Source organism: Ruegeria sp. BJ6 (assembly GCF_056537885.1).
The window spans coordinates 62,576-79,446 of the sequence record NZ_JBQFSG010000001.1 but is presented as its reverse complement, the minus strand read 5'-3'; the positions used below and the strand labels follow the sequence as shown (position 1 = coordinate 79,446).

The following is a 16,871-nucleotide window of genomic DNA, read 5'->3' as shown; positions in this document are numbered from 1 at the left end:
TCAGGCATCGACCCGAAACATGCGCAAATCTGTGGCAGAGATGGAAATTCGCTTCAGGCGTCCTTTTGAGCCTGAACACGGCTTTCGGATCTCAAGTTCAAGGTGATACCTGCAAAAATAACGGCTGCTCCGAATATGGTCCAATAGTCTAGGGATTCGCCATAAAGCAGCATTCCGATGATCGCGATGGTCGGCAGGCGGGCAAAGTCAAAAGGTATGACAACCGTGGCCGGGGCAATCGCAAGGGCGTTGGTTATACAATAATGGGCCAGCAATCCTGCGCATCCGACAAGAGTGAGGAAAGGCAGGGTTGTCATTGTGGGCAAGGTGATTTCACCGTCCAGTCCCGACGCCGCAAGCCCAAGTATGGCCTGCATTCCGGTCAGCCAGAACATGATGCACCCGATCGAAGCGAACCGCGTCAGCTTTTTTGTAGAAATTGTCGTCAGGGCGAAGAAAACTGCGGACAGCCCGGCAGCGATGACGCCCGGATTCAATGTTGTTGCACCGGGGCGGGCAACGATCAGAATTCCGATGAATCCGATAACGGCGGCAGTGATGCGCACGGTCGTCAGACGCTCTCCCAGCAAAAGCGGCGACAGAACGATCACCCAGAGCGGTTGGGTGAATTCCAAGGCAAAGACCTGAGCCAGAGGGACGGCTACGACGGCAAAGAACCAAAGGTTCTGACCAACGAAGTGCAGGCTGTTCCGGATCGCGTGCAAACCCAGATGGCGGGTAGAGACCTGATGCCATTGACCGCTGAACGACAGGACGATCCATACGATGACCGCACCGATGACACTGCGATACATCATGATTTCGAAGGTATCGTGCGTGACGCTCAGTTCCCGCCCGGCGATGGCCATGGCCGAGAACGAAGCGATGGCTCCGGTCATCCACAGTGCGGCCTTGCCGATTTGAGCCTTGCCCTGATCCATCCTTTCCCTCCTGCGGACACGAGGAACCGGAAAGGGCAGGGTGGTCAAGTGTAATCACAAAAAGATGGGAATTCTGCGACTGGAAATGGAAAGGCCGGGCAATTGCCCGGCCTTCTTTCAACTCATTCCCACTCGATCGTTCCGGGTGGTTTCGATGTGATGTCATAGGTGCAGCGATTGATGCCCTTGACCTCGTTGATGATGCGCGTTGCGGTCTCGCCGAGGAAATCGTGGCTGAATGGATAGTAATCAGCCGTCATCCCATCGACGGATGTTACTGCTCGCATGGCACAGGCGTAGTCGTAGGTGCGCCCGTCGCCCATGACGCCCACGGTGCGGACGGGTAGAATGGCGACGAAAGCCTGCCAAATTTCATCGTAGAGGCCATGTTTGCGAATCTGGTCGATATAGATTGCATCGGCTTCACGCAGGATTTCCAGCTTTTCGCGTGTGATCTCTCCGGGGCAGCGGATGGCCAGACCCGGGCCAGGGAAGGGGTGGCGACCAATAAAACTTTGCGGCAGGCCAAGTTCGCGTCCAAGGGCACGGACCTCGTCCTTGAAAAGTTCCCGGAGCGGTTCGACAAGCTTCAGGCCCATCTTTTCCGGCAGGCCTCCTACGTTGTGGTGCGACTTGATAGTGACCGACGGGCCGCCACTGAAAGACACGGATTCGATCACATCAGGATAGAGTGTGCCCTGAGCAAGGAATTCTGCGCCGTCAATCGTGTCGGCGTGTTTCTGGAACACATCGATGAAAAGCTTGCCGATAATCTTGCGCTTGGTTTCCGGATCGCTTTGTCCGTCAAGCTCTCCCAGAAACAGCTCACTTTCATCCGCGTGAATGAGCTGGATATTGTAGTTGTCCCGGAACATCGAGACGACTTCCTGCGCCTCATTTTTGCGCAGCAGACCGTGGTCGACGAATACGCAGGTCAGTTGGTCACCGATGGCCTCGTGAATCAGGATTGCAGCCACCGAGCTGTCCACGCCGCCGGACAGACCGCAGATGACTTTCTTATCGCCAACCTGTTCGCGGATTTTGCGGATCATCTCGTCGCGATAGGCGCCCATGGTCCAGTCACCTGTAAAGCCCGCCAGCCTGACGAAGTTTTCGTACAGCTTTGCGCCCTTGGGCGTGTGGTGAACCTCAGGGTGGAATTGTACCGCGTAGAAGTGGCGGTTTGTGTCAGCGGTTATGGCGTAAGGTGCGTTGGGGGAGGTGCCGTAAACCTCAAAACCCGGGGCGATTTTGCTTACGTGATCGCCGTGGCTCATCCAGACCTGTTCGTCTCCATCGGCGAACCAGCCGCCCAGCAAATCCAGATCACCTTTGGGTGTGACATAGGCGCGACCGAATTCCGCCGTACCATGTCCACTTTCAACTTTGCCGCCCAACTGGTGCATCATCACCTGCTGTCCGTAGCAGATACCCAAAATCGGAACGCCGTAGTCAAAGATTTCCTGCGGGGCGCGCGGTGAACCTTCGCGTGTAACGCTGTCGGGCCCGCCCGAGAAAATCACGGCCCTTGGTGCCATTTCTCGAACAACGTCCATTGTGACGTTCTGGTAGGGGTGAATTTCGCAATAGACGTTCAGTTCGCGCAGGCGGCGGGCGATCAGCTGCGTCACCTGGCTGCCGAAGTCGATGATCAGAAGGCGGTCATGGGATGTCTGGCTCATGACTGGCTCTTAGGTCGCAAGTCTTGCATGTGCAAGCAGAATAAGGTCGTTTGTGGCCACGTACCTGAAAGCAACAAGGATTCCGCACATCATGCCCGCGATGGAATTTCGAAAAGCAGTGCAGGAAGACGTTGAAGCGATCATCGCATGCATAAAAGCAGCCTACGCCGACGCTGTTAGCAAGATTTCTGATATTCCAGACGTGACGGATGGAATCGCCGAAGATGTAGAGGCAAACCGGGTCATTCTTGCCGAAGCAAACAACGCGCTTTTGGGTGTCGTTGTTTGGCTGCAGAAGGGTGAAACTGCCATGATTTTCAACCTTGCGGTCTGGCCAGACAAGCAGGGACAGGGCGTGGCGCGCAAGCTTCTGGAGCTGATCGCACAAAAGGCCAGGGCCAACGGGGCCAGCCGAATGGAGCTGAAGACCCACAGATTGATGCAGGAAACAAGATCAATGTATCGGCATCTGGGCTGGGTCGAAATCGATATCAACGAGAACAAGGTCACGATGTCCAAAGATCTTTGACCTCGGACCAACGCTGCGACCGGTATCTGGCTGGCGTCCGCAAGGTCAGTTTCCCAGATGGCCTGCCACAATGTGCTGTTAAAAGTGCCCGTCCAAGCGTAGATCGCCGCCAAACATCTGAAGAGAACAGTGTTGGGTATTCAGACACCGTGCCGATTTCGGTTGGGGCTGAGATATTCGGGATTTTTGTCCTATTTCATTAACATTCAAATGCGGGAGGCGTGTCAAAGACTTCCGAAAGCGGCGGTCATGTCGCTTTTCCCCCTATAGCGCCGCAATCCATGGTCTGAGGACTTTGGCCATCCTGTATCAAATTCTGCAAGTCAAACCACAACACGGGATTAACGCATGGCAGAGGCAAACACCCGGCGCAAAGGTCGCGGCGGCGGCGGTGCCGCCAGACGGGCCGAGCGCACCGCAGTCCGGATCGAGACTGCAAAATACATCGAACGCAACATTCCCAATTTCGAAATTCTCAACGACGAGGCGCTCGAAATCATCGAGGCCAACGCGGAAACAATTCTGGAAGAAGTTGGCGTCAATTTTGTTGACAATCCTGCCGCATTGGAGCGCTGGCGCGCTGCTGGGGCGGATGTCGACGGCGAGCGTGTTCGTATCCCTCGCGGACTTGCTCGCAAACTGTGCGAGACTGCGCCCAGCAGCTTTACCCAGCACGCCCGCAATCCGGAGAAATCCGTTGTCATCGGTGGGCGCAATCTGGTGCTGGCCCCGGTCTATGGTCCTCCGTTCGTTCGTGATCTGAATGGCGGACGCCGCTATGCCACGATGGACGACTTCAACAAGTTCGTGAAGCTCGCCTATATGTCCAAGTGGTTGCACCATTCGGGCGGGACTGTGTGCGAACCCACCGATATTCCGGTGAACAAGCGTCACCTCGACATGCTGATGGCGCACATGACCCTGTCCGACAAGCCGTTCATGGGTTCCGTTACCGACCCCAGTCGCGCGCAGGATTCGGTTGAGATGTGCGAGATTCTGTTTGGCAAGGAGTTTGTCCAGCAGAATACCGTGATGACATCGCTGACCAACATCAACTCGCCGATGACTTTCGACGACGTGATGATGGGCTCGCTGGAAGTCTATGCCCGGAACAATCAGGCGTGCATCGTTTCGCCGTTCATCGTTGGCGGTGCCATGGCGCCGGTTTCGGTCGCAGGAACGTTGACACAGGTTCTGGCCGAGGTTCTGGCCGGTATCGCCTACAGCCAGCTTGTTCGCGCAGGTGCGCCTGTAATCTTTGGTGCGTTTGTGACTTCCATCGACATGAACTCGGGCGCGCCAACATTCGGCACCCCTGAGGCCGCGCACATCACATATGGTGCGGGTCAGTTGGCCCGTCGTCTGGGCGTTCCGTATCGCTCAGCCGGATCGTTCTGCGGGTCGAAATTGCCCGATGCTCAGGCGGCCTATGAGACTGCGAATTCGCTCAACATGGGTCTGATGGCCGGCGTGAACTTCATGCTGCATTCGTGTGGATGGCTCGAAGGCGGGCTGGTCGCCGATTTCGAGAAATTCGTCATGGATGCCGACCAACTGGGTGTACTGCACGGTCTGGCCAAGGGCGTTGCCTATGATGACAACGCGCAGGCGATGGATGCAATTCGCGAAGTGGGACCGGGTGGCCACTATCTTGGCTGTGCCCACACGCAGGCGAACTTCAAGGATGCGTTCTGGAAAACCGATTTGCTGGACTACAAGCCGTTTGAAACCTGGGAAGAGGAAGGTGCGCGGGATACGCGGACGCTTGCTTCGTCACGGGTGGAACACTTGCTGGCCAACTATCAGCAGCCGCAGATGAACCCCGATACCACCGCCGCACTGAATGAATATGTGGCGGAAAAGAAAGCGTCGATGCCCGACGCCTTCATGTAATCGGCGAAATTATCGATATTGTGAGGCGCGGCTGGCCTGAAACAGCTGCGCCTCACCCATCAGGGCGATCAATAGATCAAGATGCTGAACCAGCGAGTAGGCAGCATCGTTGTCACGACGATTCATGTCGACCTCACGCTCCAGATCCATCAGACGCATCAGCGCCGAACCCGGACCAGGTATCGCGCCATATCCCAGAATTCTTTGCAGATGCTGTTCCCGGCAATAGTCTTGCGCGCCTATTTTTGCGGCCCTGATCAACAGGCGGGGGCGGCGGAGTGTCGAGAGTTTTGACATGATGTCCTGCATGTTCATTCCTGTCTGAGAGAGTTGCTTTGCGTCATGATTGACACAACTCAAGCGGGTGTTGCCTGAGATTAAGAACTTGCGAACGATGGTTTCACGTCTGTTTATCTTTTTGAATCAATTCTAGTTCGCGCCATCAGGCATTAACGAGTAAGTAAGAAAAGCAACTCTAGGTAGATTTTGTTAACTCTGATGCCAATGGCGATTGGGATTTACTCTTTGTCGACGAGGGCTCACAAATATGAACAACAGCATGGCAATCACCGTTCCGGCATGGGTCCCCGAAGGCGCGCAACGTTACCTTGCTCATACAGAGGCCGGGCGGTCGATCCGGGATTTGGCAAGATCGGCCGGATGCCACGCTTCGACCATCCTTCGTCAGATCAGACGTATCGAAACGCGCCGCGACGATCCGTTGGTTGATGCCGCTTTGCAATCTCTGGCAGAAATCCATTTTCCTTCGATCGGAGGCCTGATCGCTCCGGAAAAAGCTCCGGATGCTGCCAACGATCAAAACCCGCTTTCCGCCAAGGAAGAAGAGTTCAATCGCGAGGCATTGCGCGTTTTGCGCCGTCTGTGTGAAACGGGATCGGTTCTTGCGGTTGCGGAAGATATGGACAAGGCGGTGGTCGTTAGAAACGTTGGGCAGGATTGCACGACCAAAACAGCTGTCGTTGACTGTAGGATTGCGCAGGGTCTGGCGCTTAAGGACTGGATTTCGTGCGAGAATCCGGGCCGGATATCGCGCTATCGTATTACGGCCGCTGGTCGGGGTGCTCTGGGCAGTTTGCTGGCCGAAGCTGAGAATAAGGCCCGCGCGAAGAACGAAATGGGGTTTTCGGACACTCAAGGGACTTTTGCGCATGACCGCGAGGAACAGTCTGAACGTCCGCGGCGCATTCGTTACAGCGTTGCTGAAAGTCCGCTTGTTGCGCTGGCAAGGCGCAGGGACAGGGACGGTAACCCATTTCTTGATGAAACCCTGGTCCGCGCAGGTGAGCGTTTGCGCGAAGATTTCGAATTGTCCCAGGTCGGGCCGCAGGTCACCCAGAATTGGGACAGGTTCCTGACCGGTTGCAACCGTGAGAGTTTTGGCGCGGGTGCACACAGTGTCGGCGGTTCCTCAGAGGCCCGCGACCGGGTGGCCCGTGTATTGTCCGACCTCGGCCCGGGCCTCAGCGATGTTGCGCTGCGGTGTTGTTGTTATCTGGAGGGCTTGGAACTGGCGGAACGCCATATGGGTTGGTCGGCCCGGTCGGGTAAAATCGTGCTGCGCATCGCGCTGCAGCGGCTCAAGCGCCATTATGAATCGAACTCGATGCAGGATCGAATGATCGGATAGACTGAAGCGCAATACTGGGGATAGAAATAGGTTGTGGTTGTGCGGTTTTTTGATAATCAGCGGTTATGAATTTCACGCTCAGACAACTGCAATACTTCAGGGCTGTTGCCGAACAGCGCAACTTTGGCAGGGCTGCGCAGGTGTGCCACGTTTCGCAGCCCGCTCTGTCGGTTCAGATCAAGGGACTTGAGGATTTGATGGGCGGGCCGCTTTTCGAACGGCGCGCCCGGGACATCCTGTTGACGCCGCTGGGGCGCGACGTGCTGGACTATGCCCGACGCGTGCTTGCCGAGGCGGACCGTCTGGACCGATTTGCCCGGGATCATTCAGGTGGTCACAGGTCGCTGTCGCTGGGGCTGATCCCAACCATGGCGCCCTATTTGCTGCCCGGCGTGTTGGCAGCTCTTCGGGCAGGGGATGTTTCATTGCGCGTCCAGATTCGCGAGGCCAGAACCGAACGGCTGCTGGGCATGCTACGTGATGGGGAAATTGACGCTGCAGTTCTTGCGCTGCCGTCAGCAGTAGCCGGGATGCATGACGAGCCGCTGTTCGAAGATCGTTTTCTGTTGGCCGGGTGCGAGGCACGGCTCAGGCTTTTGACTGCCGGACCGGAAGCGTTACGACCGACCGATCTGAAATCGGCCCATTTGATGTTGCTGGAGGATGGTCATTGTCTGACCGATCAGGCCCTTGAGGTGTGCGGGCAGGATCGAACTAGTGCACGGATAAATATGGGAGCCTCGTCGCTTGCCACCTTGTCCAGACTGGTTGCCGAGGGGTTTGGCATGACTCTGATTCCCGAACTGGCGGCGCAGGCCGAAACCAGCGCGGTCCCCGGCCTTCGATTGCTTCGTTTTGCTACACCGCAACCCGCGCGTACGGTTGGTCTGGTGCGACGAACTTCGACCAGTGGCGAGGAATGGTTTGATGAACTTGCCGAGGTTATCCGCCGAGTCGGTCGACAGATCGTGGACGGGACACGAAACGAAAAAGGCCCGCCACTGGCGAGCCTTTGAATCAGTCTGACTGGTCGCTTCAGGCCAGTGCAGGCTCGAGCGCCTCATCAAGGTGCTTCATCAGGTTTTCCGGCGAAGAGACGCCATATGGATCTTCGGGGCAGTTATCCATCAGGCCGGGCTCTTCGAACCATGCCTCAACAACACCGTTGTTCACGATGGCTGCATAGCGCCACGAGCGCATGCCAAAGCCCAGATTGTCCTTGTCGACCAGCATACCCATTTTGCGGGTGAACTCGCCCGAACCGTCGGGAATGACTTTTACGTTCGACAAGTTCTGATCCTGTGCCCACTTGTTCATGACAAAGCTGTCATTTACGGACATGCAGTAGATTTCGTCGACGCCTTTGGCCTTGAAGTCCTCATATCCCTTCTCAAAACCCGGCAATTGGTAGGTCGAGCAGGTCGGGGTGAATGCACCGGGCAGCGAGAACAGGATCACGCGCTTGCCTGCAAAGTAGTCTGCAGTGGTCTTGTCTTCCCAACGGAACGGGTTCGGGCCTTCGATCGACTCGTCACGTACCCGTGTGTGGAACGTCACGTTTGGCAAATTTGCGCCAGACTTCATATTCAAACTCCTGTGATTCACCTGTGTTTGGCACCTGCCTTAAAATGATTCTAAGCGCGCTTCAACGACTGAAATTCAGTGATGTGTGAATGATGTGATTGTTGTGGAAATGTCTGCTCTTTAACGGAAAATCTGCCCTCCCGCGCGCACGATATCGGCTGTGACAGAGTGTCGTTGCATAGCGGCCATGCGTCGCTGGTGTAACGGATCGTGTGAGTTTATGTTAACGGGTAGCCATATTGACCCAAAGTCAGGGAATACCACCGGTGCGTGATCTTAAAATCCCCGAGCAAAGACATCCTGAAAAAGCCCATCGTCAGGACAATGCCCAGCCGAAAAAACCCAGCTGGATTCGCGTAAAAGCGCCCGGCGGCAAGGGCTATGCCGACACGCACAAAATCATGCGTGACAACAACCTAGTGACTGTCTGCGAAGAGGCAGGTTGTCCCAATGTTGGCGAGTGCTGGAGTCAGGGTCATGCAACAATGATGATCATGGGCGAGATTTGCACGCGCGGATGCACCTTCTGCAATATCGCCACAGGTCGCCCCGATGCGCTGGACGCTTTCGAACCGGGGCGTGTTGCGCATGCGGTGGAAAAACTGGGTCTGAACCACGTCGTTATTACGTCGGTTGACCGGGATGACCTGCAGGATGGCGGGGCCGAGCATTTTGCCCAAACCATTCGCGCGGTCCGGCACCGGTCTCCAAAAACGACCATTGAAATTCTGACGCCCGACTTTCTGAAATGCGACCCTGAAGTACTTGAAACGGTTGTCGAGGCCAAGCCGGACGTTTTCAACCACAATCTGGAAACGGTTCCCGGCCTGTATCTCGAGGTTCGCCCGGGCGCGCGATACTTCCATTCCCTGCGCCTGTTGCAGCGGGTCAAAGAACTGGATCCGTCGATCTTTACCAAATCCGGCATCATGGTTGGACTGGGCGAGAATGAGCAGCAGGTCAGACAGGTCATGGACGACATGCGAGCGGCAGATATCGATTTCCTGACCATCGGTCAGTATCTGCAGCCGACACCCAAGCACCACGGCGTGGATCGTTTCGTAACTCCCGAAGAATTCGCGGCTTACGAAAAGGCGGCCTACGGCAAGGGATTCCTGATGGTATCCGCGACACCACTAACGCGATCCTCGTATCATGCTGGCGACGACTTTGCCCGCCTTCGTGATGCGCGTCAGAAAAAACTGGGTCAGGCATGACGCCAGAGGTGCAGGCGCAGCTGACTGCGCTGAGGCATGAGTTGCACCAACATCCGGAGATTTCTGGAGAAGAGCAAAACACCGCGGCGCGAATTGCCGAGGTTCTCCAGAAGTTCTCTCCGGATGACCTGTTGACCGGGATCGGCGGGCACGGTGTCGCTGCGATTTTTGACAGCGAGATAAAAGGACCCGATGTTGCTGTCCGATGTGAGCTGGATGGGTTGCCGATTCAGGAAATATCGGATGCTCCATATGCTTCGTTGATTTCCGGCAAAGGGCATCTTTGCGGGCATGACGGGCACATGGCAATGGTTCTGGGTGTGGCCGAGGAGATGTCCAAAAACCGCCCAAAGCGTGGCCGGGTCATTCTGATTTTCCAGCCCGCCGAAGAAACCGGCAAAGGGGCGCAGTCATTTCGGGCCGATCCGGCATTTGGTCAGATCGCGCCGGATATTGTCTTTTCTTTGCACAATCTGCCGGGGCTTCCGTTGGGAACGGTTGAGTTGTGTCGTGGCCCCGCAAACTGCGCGTCGCGCGGAATGCGCGTCGTTCTGATGGGAAAGACATCGCATGCCGCCGCGCCGCAGGACGGTCTTTCCCCGGGCGCGGCCATGGCGCGCCTGATGCCTGCGCTTGCAGGTCTGGGGCAGGGCGGAGCTTTGGATGCCGAGTTTGCACTGACGACGTTGACGCATGCGAATCTGGGTGAGCCGACATTCGGCGTCGCACCAGGGCACGGAGAGCTTTGGGTCACGCTGCGCACGGTTTCGGACGCGCGCATGGCGAAACTCATCCGGGACGCCGAAGCCTTGGTCCGGCAAGAGGCCGCGGCCGAAGGTTTGTCAGCGGAGGTTTCATACGATGATGTGTTCGAAGCCTGTACCAATCACAGCGAAGCGGTCGATTGTCTGACACGCGCCTGCCAGTCGGTGGGCGTTCCGACACGTCTGAGCGATGCGCCGCAAAAATTCTCCGAGGATTTCGGACAATTCGGTAAAGGCGCGAAATCAGCCATGTTCTGGTTGGGTGCCGGTACGGATCATCCTCAGTTGCACAACCCTGACTACGACTTTCCCGATCAGTTGGTTCCAACTGGCACCGGCATATTTTTGGCTGCAATTCGTGACGTCTGCGGGTGATCAGGCGTTTTCGCTGACGATCCGATCAGTCCCCGGTAAACCTGACTTTTCCGATAAACGGCAGGTTCCTGTTTCGCTGTGCGTAGTCGATTCCATATCCGACCACAAACTCGTCGGGAATCTCGAACCCAATCCAATCTGACCGGAAATCCACTTCGCGGCGGCTTGGTTTGTCCAGTAGTGCGATGGATTTCAACCGCTTCGGCATACGGCTTTGCAGCAGATGCGTGACGTGGTTCAGCGTATGGCCAGTATCCACGATATCCTCGACAACCAGAACGTCGCGTCCTTCAATTGCGCCCCGCAAGTCTTTGAGAATACGCACTTCTCGGCTGCTTTCCATCGAGTCCCCGTAAGATGAGGCTTCCAGAAAGTCCACCTCGATCGGCAGGTCCAGTTCGCGCACCAGATCGGCGATGAAAACAAAACTGCCGCGCAGCAAGCCGACCACAACCAGCTTGTCTGTATCGCCGAATTCCTCGGTGATTTTGCGGCACAATTCCTCAATTCGGGCAGCAATCGCCTTGGCCGAGATCATCTCATCAATCACATATGCGCGGTCGCTCATCGCTGCCCCCTTGATCTTTGGCGCGCAACATACGACATGACGCGCCATTGTCATCTAGCAAATACCAGACCCCATGCCTATCCACTCGGAAACACGCCACCTGCCTTTTACCGCGCAACAGATGTACGATCTGGTCGCGGACGTGGCCAAGTACCCTCAGTTTCTGCCGTGGTGTGCTGCGGCGCGCATTCGCAGGACTTTCGAGGTTGGCGAGGCAGAGGTTATGGAAGCCGACCTTGTGATCTCGTTCAAAGTTTTCAGGGAACGGTTCGGCAGCCGCGTGACGTTGTTTGCCAAAGACAAAAAGATCGATACGGAATACCTGGACGGACCATTCAAATACATGAAATCCGACTGGCATTTTGAAGAAGCGCCTGATGGCGGCTGCAACATCTCGTTTCATGTGGATTTTGAGTTCAAAAACGCCGTCCTTCAGGGAATTATCGGGGTTGTCTTCAACGAGGCCATGCACAGGATCGTACGCGCTTTTGAACAGCGGGCTTTGGAACTCTACGGCTGAGCCTTTACCCGCCGGGGCGGCGCGCTAAACTGCGCCCATGACCAATCTGACCACTGCCCTTTCCGAGTTTGCGACTGGCCCCATCTCAACCAGTTCACAGGCACGTATCGTCACATCCCTTTCGGCGCTGGACTGGCTGGCCGTGGGCCGGGCAGGGGCGGACGAGCCTGTTTCGAGAATCGTTCGCGACATGGTTCTGGACGAAAAAGGGGCCGAACAAGCGAAGCTCTTTGGTGGAGGTGCCGCCCCACTTCGCGGAGCGGCTCTGGTCAACGGTACGATTTCACATGCGCTTGACTATGACGACACCCATTTCGCCCATATCGGGCATCCGTCGGTTGCGGTGCTTCCGGCTGCCTTGGCAATGGCTGTCTGGCGCGATCACATGCTTGTGGACCTTCTCGAAGCTGCACTTGTGGGTATGGAGCTTTCAATCCGAATTGGTCTATGGCTGGGACGCAGCCATTATCAGGCAGGCTTGCACCAGACAGCAACGGCGGGTGCATTCGGTGCGGCAGCTGCTGCTGGGCGGCTGGCCGGTCTGAATGCCACCCAGATGCGGAAGGTTCTGGGGCTGACCGCTACACGGGCATCGGGGCTCAAGGCGCAGTTCGGCACGATGGGCAAACCCTACAATGCCGGTATCGCCGCCGCATCGGGTATTGAGGCCGTGCTTCTGGTTCAGCGCGGCTTTGAGCCGAACGAGTATGCGCTCGAAGGTGAATTCGGCTTTGGTGCCACACATCATGGCGCCATGGATGACAGTGCCGCTTTGGAAGGGCTGGGGGCTGAATGGCTGTTTGAAACGGTCAGTCATAAATTTCACGCCTGCTGCCACGGATTGCATGCGGCATTGGAAGCGGCACTTGATCTGGACATCGCCGAGCCCGAAGTACAGGAAATTAAGATCCGAACACATCCGCGCTGGATGAGCGTATGCAACGAACCGGCGCCATCCACCGGGTTGGGTGCCAAGTTCTCATACCGTACTGTTATCGCCATGCAGGCTTTGGGGCATGATACGGCGCGGCTGGACAGTTATTCGGATATTGTGTGCGCCGATCCTCGTTTGATTTCGCTGCGCAATCGAATTTCTGTCGAAGCAGATCCGGACCTGTCGGAAACTCAGGCGCACTTATCTCTTCTGCGCCGCGACGGGATTCGGCGCGAAGCTTTTCATGACTTGTTGCAGCCTCAATCCCTTGCTGAACGCGAGCGCCGGGTTCGGGACAAGGCCGAAAAGCTTATCGGTGCCAGCAATGCGGACGAAATCTGGTCAATGTTGCGTACGGGTGGCCGGGCCTCTGATCTGGCCGAATACCTTAGTACCGGTTGAAACAGTGTGATCGCGCCGCGCGCGATGCCTCCGGCAGGCGGATTTGGGGCCAGATGAAGAACGGGTCCTTTTTTCATCTGGCTGAAAATACTCCGTGCGGGTCGCCTGTGGCGCCGGGGGAGAGCCCAATTTAAGATTGAAGAAAAAAGCGGGTCCCCAAGAGACCCGCTTTGGCCCTTTCGGGCACTGAGCTGGCTGAGGTGGGCTCAGCTGCTCATGTCATAGGCGCGTTCTCCGTGTACCGAAAGGTCGAGCCCATTTGTTTCCGTCTCGGCATCTACGCGAAGCGGAGTGATCAGTGCAACCGCCTTGACCAGTGCAATTGTAATAACTGACGTAAAGACACCCACGATCACCAGCCCACCCAACTGCGCGGTCCAGCTCCCCAGGCCAAATGCCGCAATCATGATGGTGCCGAAAATACCGCCAACACCGTGAACCGCAAAGACGTCCAACGTATCGTCGATCTTGAGAATGTTGCGAACAACGTTGACCGCTTCCTGACACAAGACACCGGCTACGGCTCCGATGATCAGTGCCTGTACAGGATCGACGTAACCCGAGGCCGGAGTGATCGAGGCCAATCCGGCGATTGTACCGGTCACCAGACCGACCAGCGAGGCTTTGCCGTATTTAATCCGCTCCCAAAGCGCCCAGGTCAGAGAGGCGGTAGCAGCGGATATATGTGTGACGGTCATCGCCATTGCGGCACCACCATCGGCAGCCAGCTGTGAACCGCCGTTGAAACCGAACCAACCGACCCACAGCATCGCGGCGCCGATCATGACAAAACCGGGGTTGTGCGGCGGCGTTGTACGATTGCGCCGCGGTCCCAGAAATACGGCAATGATCAGTGCGGCCAGTCCGGCGGTTTCGTGCACCACGATTCCACCGGCAAAATCCCGAACACCGATTTCGCCCAGAATCCCGCCATCTGTCAGGATGCCGCCACCCCAGATCCAGTGGACTACAGGTGCATAACACAACAGCATCCACAGGCCGGAAAAGATCACGACAAAGCCGAAACCGACACGCTCGACATAGGCTCCGACGATGAGTGCCGGAGTGATGATGGCGAATGTCATCTGAAAGGCAAAGAACAATACCTCGGGCAGGGTGCCCGACAGGCTGTCGGCGTCTACTCCGTTCAGGAATGCCTTGCCCATTCCGCCCCACAGCCCCGATGTACCTTCGCCAAATGCGATGGAGTATCCAGCAATCAACCACAGAATGCTCATCAGACAGGCGATGGTGAAACAGTGCATGAAGACGCTCAGCACATTTCGCGCACGCACAAGGCCGCCATAAAAAAGGGCAAGGCCGGGAAGGGTCATGAACAGGACCAGTGCCGTTGCGACTATGATCCAGGCTGTATCGGCTCCGTTCATGGGCCGCTCTCCTTTTTCCGCTTCAGATGAGCCGATCCGCCTAATTTCATTGCGGATCGATGCTGAGTGAGTGGTGGTGGAGAGTGTTGAAGCGAACGATGGGTGCGGGAAAAAGAGGCAACCCGCTATTTTTTCGCCAATTTACGCGCCCTTTTTGCAAGTGGCGCTTAATTTCGCAGCTTAAAGGGCGGTGTGCCTTATTTTTGTGCGGTGCGTGAAAGCGCCTGAGCCAGCAAACCAAGCGCGTGATCCCGCGCGGCAAGGCGCACCGCGTCCCGACCTAGCGCGCCGAACTCGACTGTTTCAGAACGTGTCGGTTGATCGCTTGCTGCGAGGCCGAAACAGACGCGCCCCTCGGGTTTGAACTCTGATCCGCCGGGACCGGCGATGCCAGTGATCGAAACAGCCAGTTGCGCATGTGAGTGTTTCAGCGCGCCTTCGGCCATTTCAAGGGCCACCTGTTCGGACACCGCGCCATAGGTTTCCAATGTCTTCCGACGCACACCCAGCATGTCCTGTTTGGCGCTGTTCGTGTAGGTCACGAAACCCCGGTCGACCACGGCAGAGCTTCCGGGAATGTCCGTCAGCGCGGCGACAACCATGCCACCGGTGCAGCTTTCTGCGGTCGCGATCATAACGTTCTGAGATTTGGCGTGTTCAAGCAGTTCGACAACAGTCACAGGCCCAGCACCCCGTGTGATATACCCGCCAGAATTACCACACCGATGGCGGCGAAAACACCAGCGATCACATCGTCCAGCATGACGCCCAGCGGATCACCGCGCCGGTCGGCCCAGCCTACAGGACCCGGTTTGGTGATGTCGAACAGCCGAAACAGGATGAAACCTGACAACCAACCCGGCCAAAGAGCGGTAATTTCGATACCATGGGCCCAGGCGGGATAGGAAATGGCCCAAAGGGCGATGAACTGGCCCGCAACCTCATCGATCACAATTTCGGACGGGTCGTGATCCGTTTGTCCGGCTGTCATGATCCGGGTGGCCCAAATGCCTCCGATGAAAACGACGCATGTCGCCAGTACAAGCAAGGGAAAGCCGCCAAGTTCATGCAGCACCCAGACCATCGGCAAGGCCGCCAGCGATCCCCATGTCCCCGGTGCCGGACGCAAATAGCCGACGCCGCAAACCGTTCCAATCAGCCGTGCAGCGTTCATGCTTTCACCAGACAAGCCGTGGCCAGCGAAGCAATGCCCTCGCTGCGGCCAGTAAAGCCGAGACGCTCGGAAGTGGTTGCTTTTACAGAGACCTGATCAGCTTGCAATCGCAGGATTTTGGCCATTTCCTCACGCATTTTTTGGGAGTGAGGGCCGATCTTTGGATACTCGCAAACCAGCGTGCAGTCGATGTTCGAGATCCGATATCCCATCTGCCCCGCCAGTTCGACCGCGTGGCGTAAAAATATCTCGCTGGCCGCGCCTTTCCATTGCGGGTCTGATGGGGGGAAGTGCTGTCCGATATCCCCCTGCGCCAATGCGCCATAGATCGCATCTGTTACAGCGTGCATTCCGACATCAGCGTCCGAATGACCCTGAAGGCCCCGGTCGTGCGGTACTTTTACGCCGCACAGGATCACATGATCACCGTCGCCAAACCGGTGTACGTCATAGCCGTTACCCAGCCTTACATCCATGTCCGTTCCCAATATCCGTTCCGCCCGGGTAAAATCTTCGGGTCGAGTTATTTTCAAGTTGTCTGCATCGCCGGGCACAATTGCGACATCGAGCCCCGCAGCGCGGGCGATTTCGACATCATCCGCCGCGCCGCCCGGATGTGCGGCATGGGCCTTTGTAATGATATCGTAATGGAACCCCTGGGGCGTTTGTGCAGCATAAAGCCCGCTTCGGTCCTGTGTGCCGGTGACCTGCGACCCTTCTCCCGTCCACAATGCATCGGTGACGGGTATCCCCGGCGCGGCGCAAGAGTTGGTGTCGAGCGCCGCCAGAACGTCCCGGATAATCCGGCCGGAGACACAGGGGCGCGCAACATCGTGTATGAGCACCTTTGTTACTTTCCGATCCTTTAGCGCCTGTAGCCCATTGAAAACGGATCCGGCGCGATCGTCGCCGCCTGATGCAAGAATCACGTCTGTATCGCGAAACTCCGCCCAAGCAGATTCGTCGTGGGGCGAGAGAACCAGCACGATGAGATCGACCATGTCCCGGAACTTGTCTAGCGTCCAGTCCGCGACACGTCTGCCCGCAAGAGGGCGCCATTGTTTGGGTACGCCGCCTCCGGCGCGCTGCCCCCGTCCGGCGGCGACAATAATGGCGGCGGTTGTCATAGGCCAAGCTCTCCTGCTGATGGTCCTTGTTTAGGGGGCGGTGAAAGCAGAGGCAATCACCCGCGTAAACTTGCCTAAAAAATAGGCGTTCGCCAATTTTGCGGGCTTGTGACCCGCCGTTTTGT

General features: G+C 56.9%; 17 protein-coding genes. 8 read left to right on the top strand and 9 right to left on the bottom strand.

Annotation, left to right across the window (positions count from 1 at the left end; genetic code table 11):
* Positions 1–53 precede the first annotated feature (53 nt).
* Both ACR0D6_RS00370 and guaA read right to left on the bottom strand, forming a co-directional pair.
* A complete protein-coding gene (locus ACR0D6_RS00370; RefSeq protein ID WP_480764067.1) occupies positions 54–941 on the bottom strand; it encodes a DMT family transporter in 888 nt (295 codons plus the stop codon).
* A gap of 122 nt (positions 942–1,063) precedes the next feature.
* Entirely contained in the window at positions 1,064–2,623 is a 1,560-nt protein-coding gene (guaA, locus tag ACR0D6_RS00365; RefSeq protein ID WP_480764066.1) for a glutamine-hydrolyzing GMP synthase, read from the bottom strand.
* Positions 2,624–2,723: 100 nt separating this feature from the next.
* Here guaA and ACR0D6_RS00360 point away from each other — a divergent pair, with 100 nt between their 5' ends.
* Complete coding sequence (locus ACR0D6_RS00360) at positions 2,724–3,152, top strand: GNAT family N-acetyltransferase (protein WP_480764065.1); 429 nt, start codon at positions 2,724–2,726, stop codon at positions 3,150–3,152.
* Positions 3,153–3,500: 348 nt separating this feature from the next.
* The gene (locus tag ACR0D6_RS00355; RefSeq protein ID WP_170650185.1) at positions 3,501–5,045 is read left to right on the top strand and encodes a trimethylamine methyltransferase family protein; all 1,545 of its coding nucleotides are present in this window, start codon (positions 3,501–3,503) and stop codon (positions 5,043–5,045) included.
* Between the two features lie 9 nt (positions 5,046–5,054).
* Here the strand turns inward: ACR0D6_RS00355 and ACR0D6_RS00350 are convergent, their stop codons facing one another.
* Positions 5,055–5,354 carry a DUF6477 family protein gene (locus tag ACR0D6_RS00350; protein WP_480764064.1) on the bottom strand — a complete coding sequence of 100 codons (300 nt, stop codon included), beginning with the start codon at positions 5,352–5,354 and terminating at the stop codon, positions 5,055–5,057.
* Between the two features lie 238 nt (positions 5,355–5,592).
* Here ACR0D6_RS00350 and ACR0D6_RS00345 point away from each other — a divergent pair, with 238 nt between their 5' ends.
* Both ACR0D6_RS00345 and ACR0D6_RS00340 read left to right on the top strand, forming a co-directional pair.
* Positions 5,593–6,693, top strand: a complete 1,101-nt coding sequence (locus ACR0D6_RS00345) for a DUF6456 domain-containing protein (protein WP_480764063.1) — start codon at positions 5,593–5,595, stop codon at positions 6,691–6,693.
* 65 nt (positions 6,694–6,758) lie between these two features.
* On the top strand, positions 6,759–7,709 hold the full coding sequence (locus tag ACR0D6_RS00340; RefSeq protein WP_480764062.1) for a hydrogen peroxide-inducible genes activator: 951 nt from the start codon (positions 6,759–6,761) through the stop codon (positions 7,707–7,709).
* 19 nt (positions 7,710–7,728) lie between these two features.
* Here the strand turns inward: ACR0D6_RS00340 and ACR0D6_RS00335 are convergent, their stop codons facing one another.
* On the bottom strand, positions 7,729–8,277 hold the full coding sequence (locus tag ACR0D6_RS00335; RefSeq protein ID WP_480449318.1) for a redoxin family protein: 549 nt from the start codon (positions 8,275–8,277) through the stop codon (positions 7,729–7,731).
* 266 nt (positions 8,278–8,543) lie between these two features.
* Between ACR0D6_RS00335 and lipA the strand changes: the two genes are divergently transcribed.
* On the top strand, positions 8,544–9,494 hold the full coding sequence (gene lipA, locus ACR0D6_RS00330; protein ID WP_170650175.1) for a lipoyl synthase: 951 nt from the start codon (positions 8,544–8,546) through the stop codon (positions 9,492–9,494).
* Positions 9,491–10,633, top strand: coding sequence for an amidohydrolase (locus ACR0D6_RS00325; RefSeq protein ID WP_480764061.1), 1,143 nt, complete (start codon positions 9,491–9,493; stop codon positions 10,631–10,633). Before lipA ends, ACR0D6_RS00325 begins: the two co-directional genes overlap by 4 nt.
* 25 nt (positions 10,634–10,658) lie before the next feature.
* On the opposite strand, the gene hpt is transcribed toward ACR0D6_RS00325, so the two are convergent.
* A complete protein-coding gene (gene hpt, locus ACR0D6_RS00320) occupies positions 10,659–11,201 on the bottom strand; it encodes a hypoxanthine phosphoribosyltransferase (RefSeq protein ID WP_480449322.1) in 543 nt (180 codons plus the stop codon).
* 73 nt (positions 11,202–11,274) lie between these two features.
* Between hpt and ACR0D6_RS00315 the strand changes: the two genes are divergently transcribed.
* Positions 11,275–11,721 (top strand): type II toxin-antitoxin system RatA family toxin, encoded by a 447-nt coding sequence (locus tag ACR0D6_RS00315; RefSeq protein ID WP_170650167.1) that lies wholly within the window; start codon positions 11,275–11,277, stop codon positions 11,719–11,721.
* 37 nt (positions 11,722–11,758) lie between these two features.
* Entirely contained in the window at positions 11,759–13,057 is a 1,299-nt protein-coding gene (locus ACR0D6_RS00310; protein WP_170650165.1) for an MmgE/PrpD family protein, read from the top strand.
* A gap of 206 nt (positions 13,058–13,263) precedes the next feature.
* On the opposite strand, the gene ACR0D6_RS00305 is transcribed toward ACR0D6_RS00310, so the two are convergent.
* The 4 genes from ACR0D6_RS00305 to ACR0D6_RS00290 form a co-directional block, all read right to left on the bottom strand.
* A complete protein-coding gene (locus tag ACR0D6_RS00305; protein ID WP_480764060.1) occupies positions 13,264–14,445 on the bottom strand; it encodes an ammonium transporter in 1,182 nt (393 codons plus the stop codon).
* 197 nt (positions 14,446–14,642) lie between these two features.
* Complete coding sequence (locus ACR0D6_RS00300) at positions 14,643–15,125, bottom strand: CinA family protein (RefSeq protein ID WP_480764059.1); 483 nt, start codon at positions 15,123–15,125, stop codon at positions 14,643–14,645.
* The gene (locus tag ACR0D6_RS00295) at positions 15,122–15,619 is read right to left on the bottom strand and encodes a phosphatidylglycerophosphatase A family protein (RefSeq protein WP_480764058.1); all 498 of its coding nucleotides are present in this window, start codon (positions 15,617–15,619) and stop codon (positions 15,122–15,124) included. The genes ACR0D6_RS00300 and ACR0D6_RS00295 overlap by 4 nt, the downstream gene beginning before the upstream one ends.
* A complete protein-coding gene (locus ACR0D6_RS00290) occupies positions 15,616–16,746 on the bottom strand; it encodes a bifunctional 2-C-methyl-D-erythritol 4-phosphate cytidylyltransferase/2-C-methyl-D-erythritol 2,4-cyclodiphosphate synthase (RefSeq protein ID WP_480764057.1) in 1,131 nt (376 codons plus the stop codon). Before ACR0D6_RS00290 ends, ACR0D6_RS00295 begins: the two co-directional genes overlap by 4 nt.
* Positions 16,747–16,871: the final 125 nt, after the last annotated feature.

What these genes read in the sequence shown, in the direction of transcription:
- ACR0D6_RS00370 (WP_480764067.1), bottom strand. Translation starts at nt 941, where the DNA reads ATGGATCAGGGCAAGGCTCAAATCGGCAAGGCCGCACTGTGGATGACC.
- guaA (WP_480764066.1), bottom strand. Translation starts at nt 2,623, where the DNA reads ATGAGCCAGACATCCCATGACCGCCTTCTGATCATCGACTTCGGCAGC.
- ACR0D6_RS00360 (WP_480764065.1), top strand. Translation starts at nt 2,724, where the DNA reads ATGGAATTTCGAAAAGCAGTGCAGGAAGACGTTGAAGCGATCATCGCA.
- ACR0D6_RS00355 (WP_170650185.1), top strand. Translation starts at nt 3,501, where the DNA reads ATGGCAGAGGCAAACACCCGGCGCAAAGGTCGCGGCGGCGGCGGTGCC.
- ACR0D6_RS00350 (WP_480764064.1), bottom strand. Translation starts at nt 5,354, where the DNA reads ATGCAGGACATCATGTCAAAACTCTCGACACTCCGCCGCCCCCGCCTG.
- ACR0D6_RS00345 (WP_480764063.1), top strand. Translation starts at nt 5,593, where the DNA reads ATGAACAACAGCATGGCAATCACCGTTCCGGCATGGGTCCCCGAAGGC.
- ACR0D6_RS00340 (WP_480764062.1), top strand. Translation starts at nt 6,759, where the DNA reads ATGAATTTCACGCTCAGACAACTGCAATACTTCAGGGCTGTTGCCGAA.
- ACR0D6_RS00335 (WP_480449318.1), bottom strand. Translation starts at nt 8,277, where the DNA reads ATGAAGTCTGGCGCAAATTTGCCAAACGTGACGTTCCACACACGGGTA.
- ACR0D6_RS00325 (WP_480764061.1), top strand. Translation starts at nt 9,491, where the DNA reads ATGACGCCAGAGGTGCAGGCGCAGCTGACTGCGCTGAGGCATGAGTTG.
- hpt (WP_480449322.1), bottom strand. Translation starts at nt 11,201, where the DNA reads ATGAGCGACCGCGCATATGTGATTGATGAGATGATCTCGGCCAAGGCG.
- ACR0D6_RS00315 (WP_170650167.1), top strand. Translation starts at nt 11,275, where the DNA reads ATGCCTATCCACTCGGAAACACGCCACCTGCCTTTTACCGCGCAACAG.
- ACR0D6_RS00310 (WP_170650165.1), top strand. Translation starts at nt 11,759, where the DNA reads ATGACCAATCTGACCACTGCCCTTTCCGAGTTTGCGACTGGCCCCATC.
- ACR0D6_RS00305 (WP_480764060.1), bottom strand. Translation starts at nt 14,445, where the DNA reads ATGAACGGAGCCGATACAGCCTGGATCATAGTCGCAACGGCACTGGTC.
- ACR0D6_RS00295 (WP_480764058.1), bottom strand. Translation starts at nt 15,619, where the DNA reads ATGAACGCTGCACGGCTGATTGGAACGGTTTGCGGCGTCGGCTATTTG.
- ACR0D6_RS00290 (WP_480764057.1), bottom strand. Translation starts at nt 16,746, where the DNA reads ATGACAACCGCCGCCATTATTGTCGCCGCCGGACGGGGGCAGCGCGCC.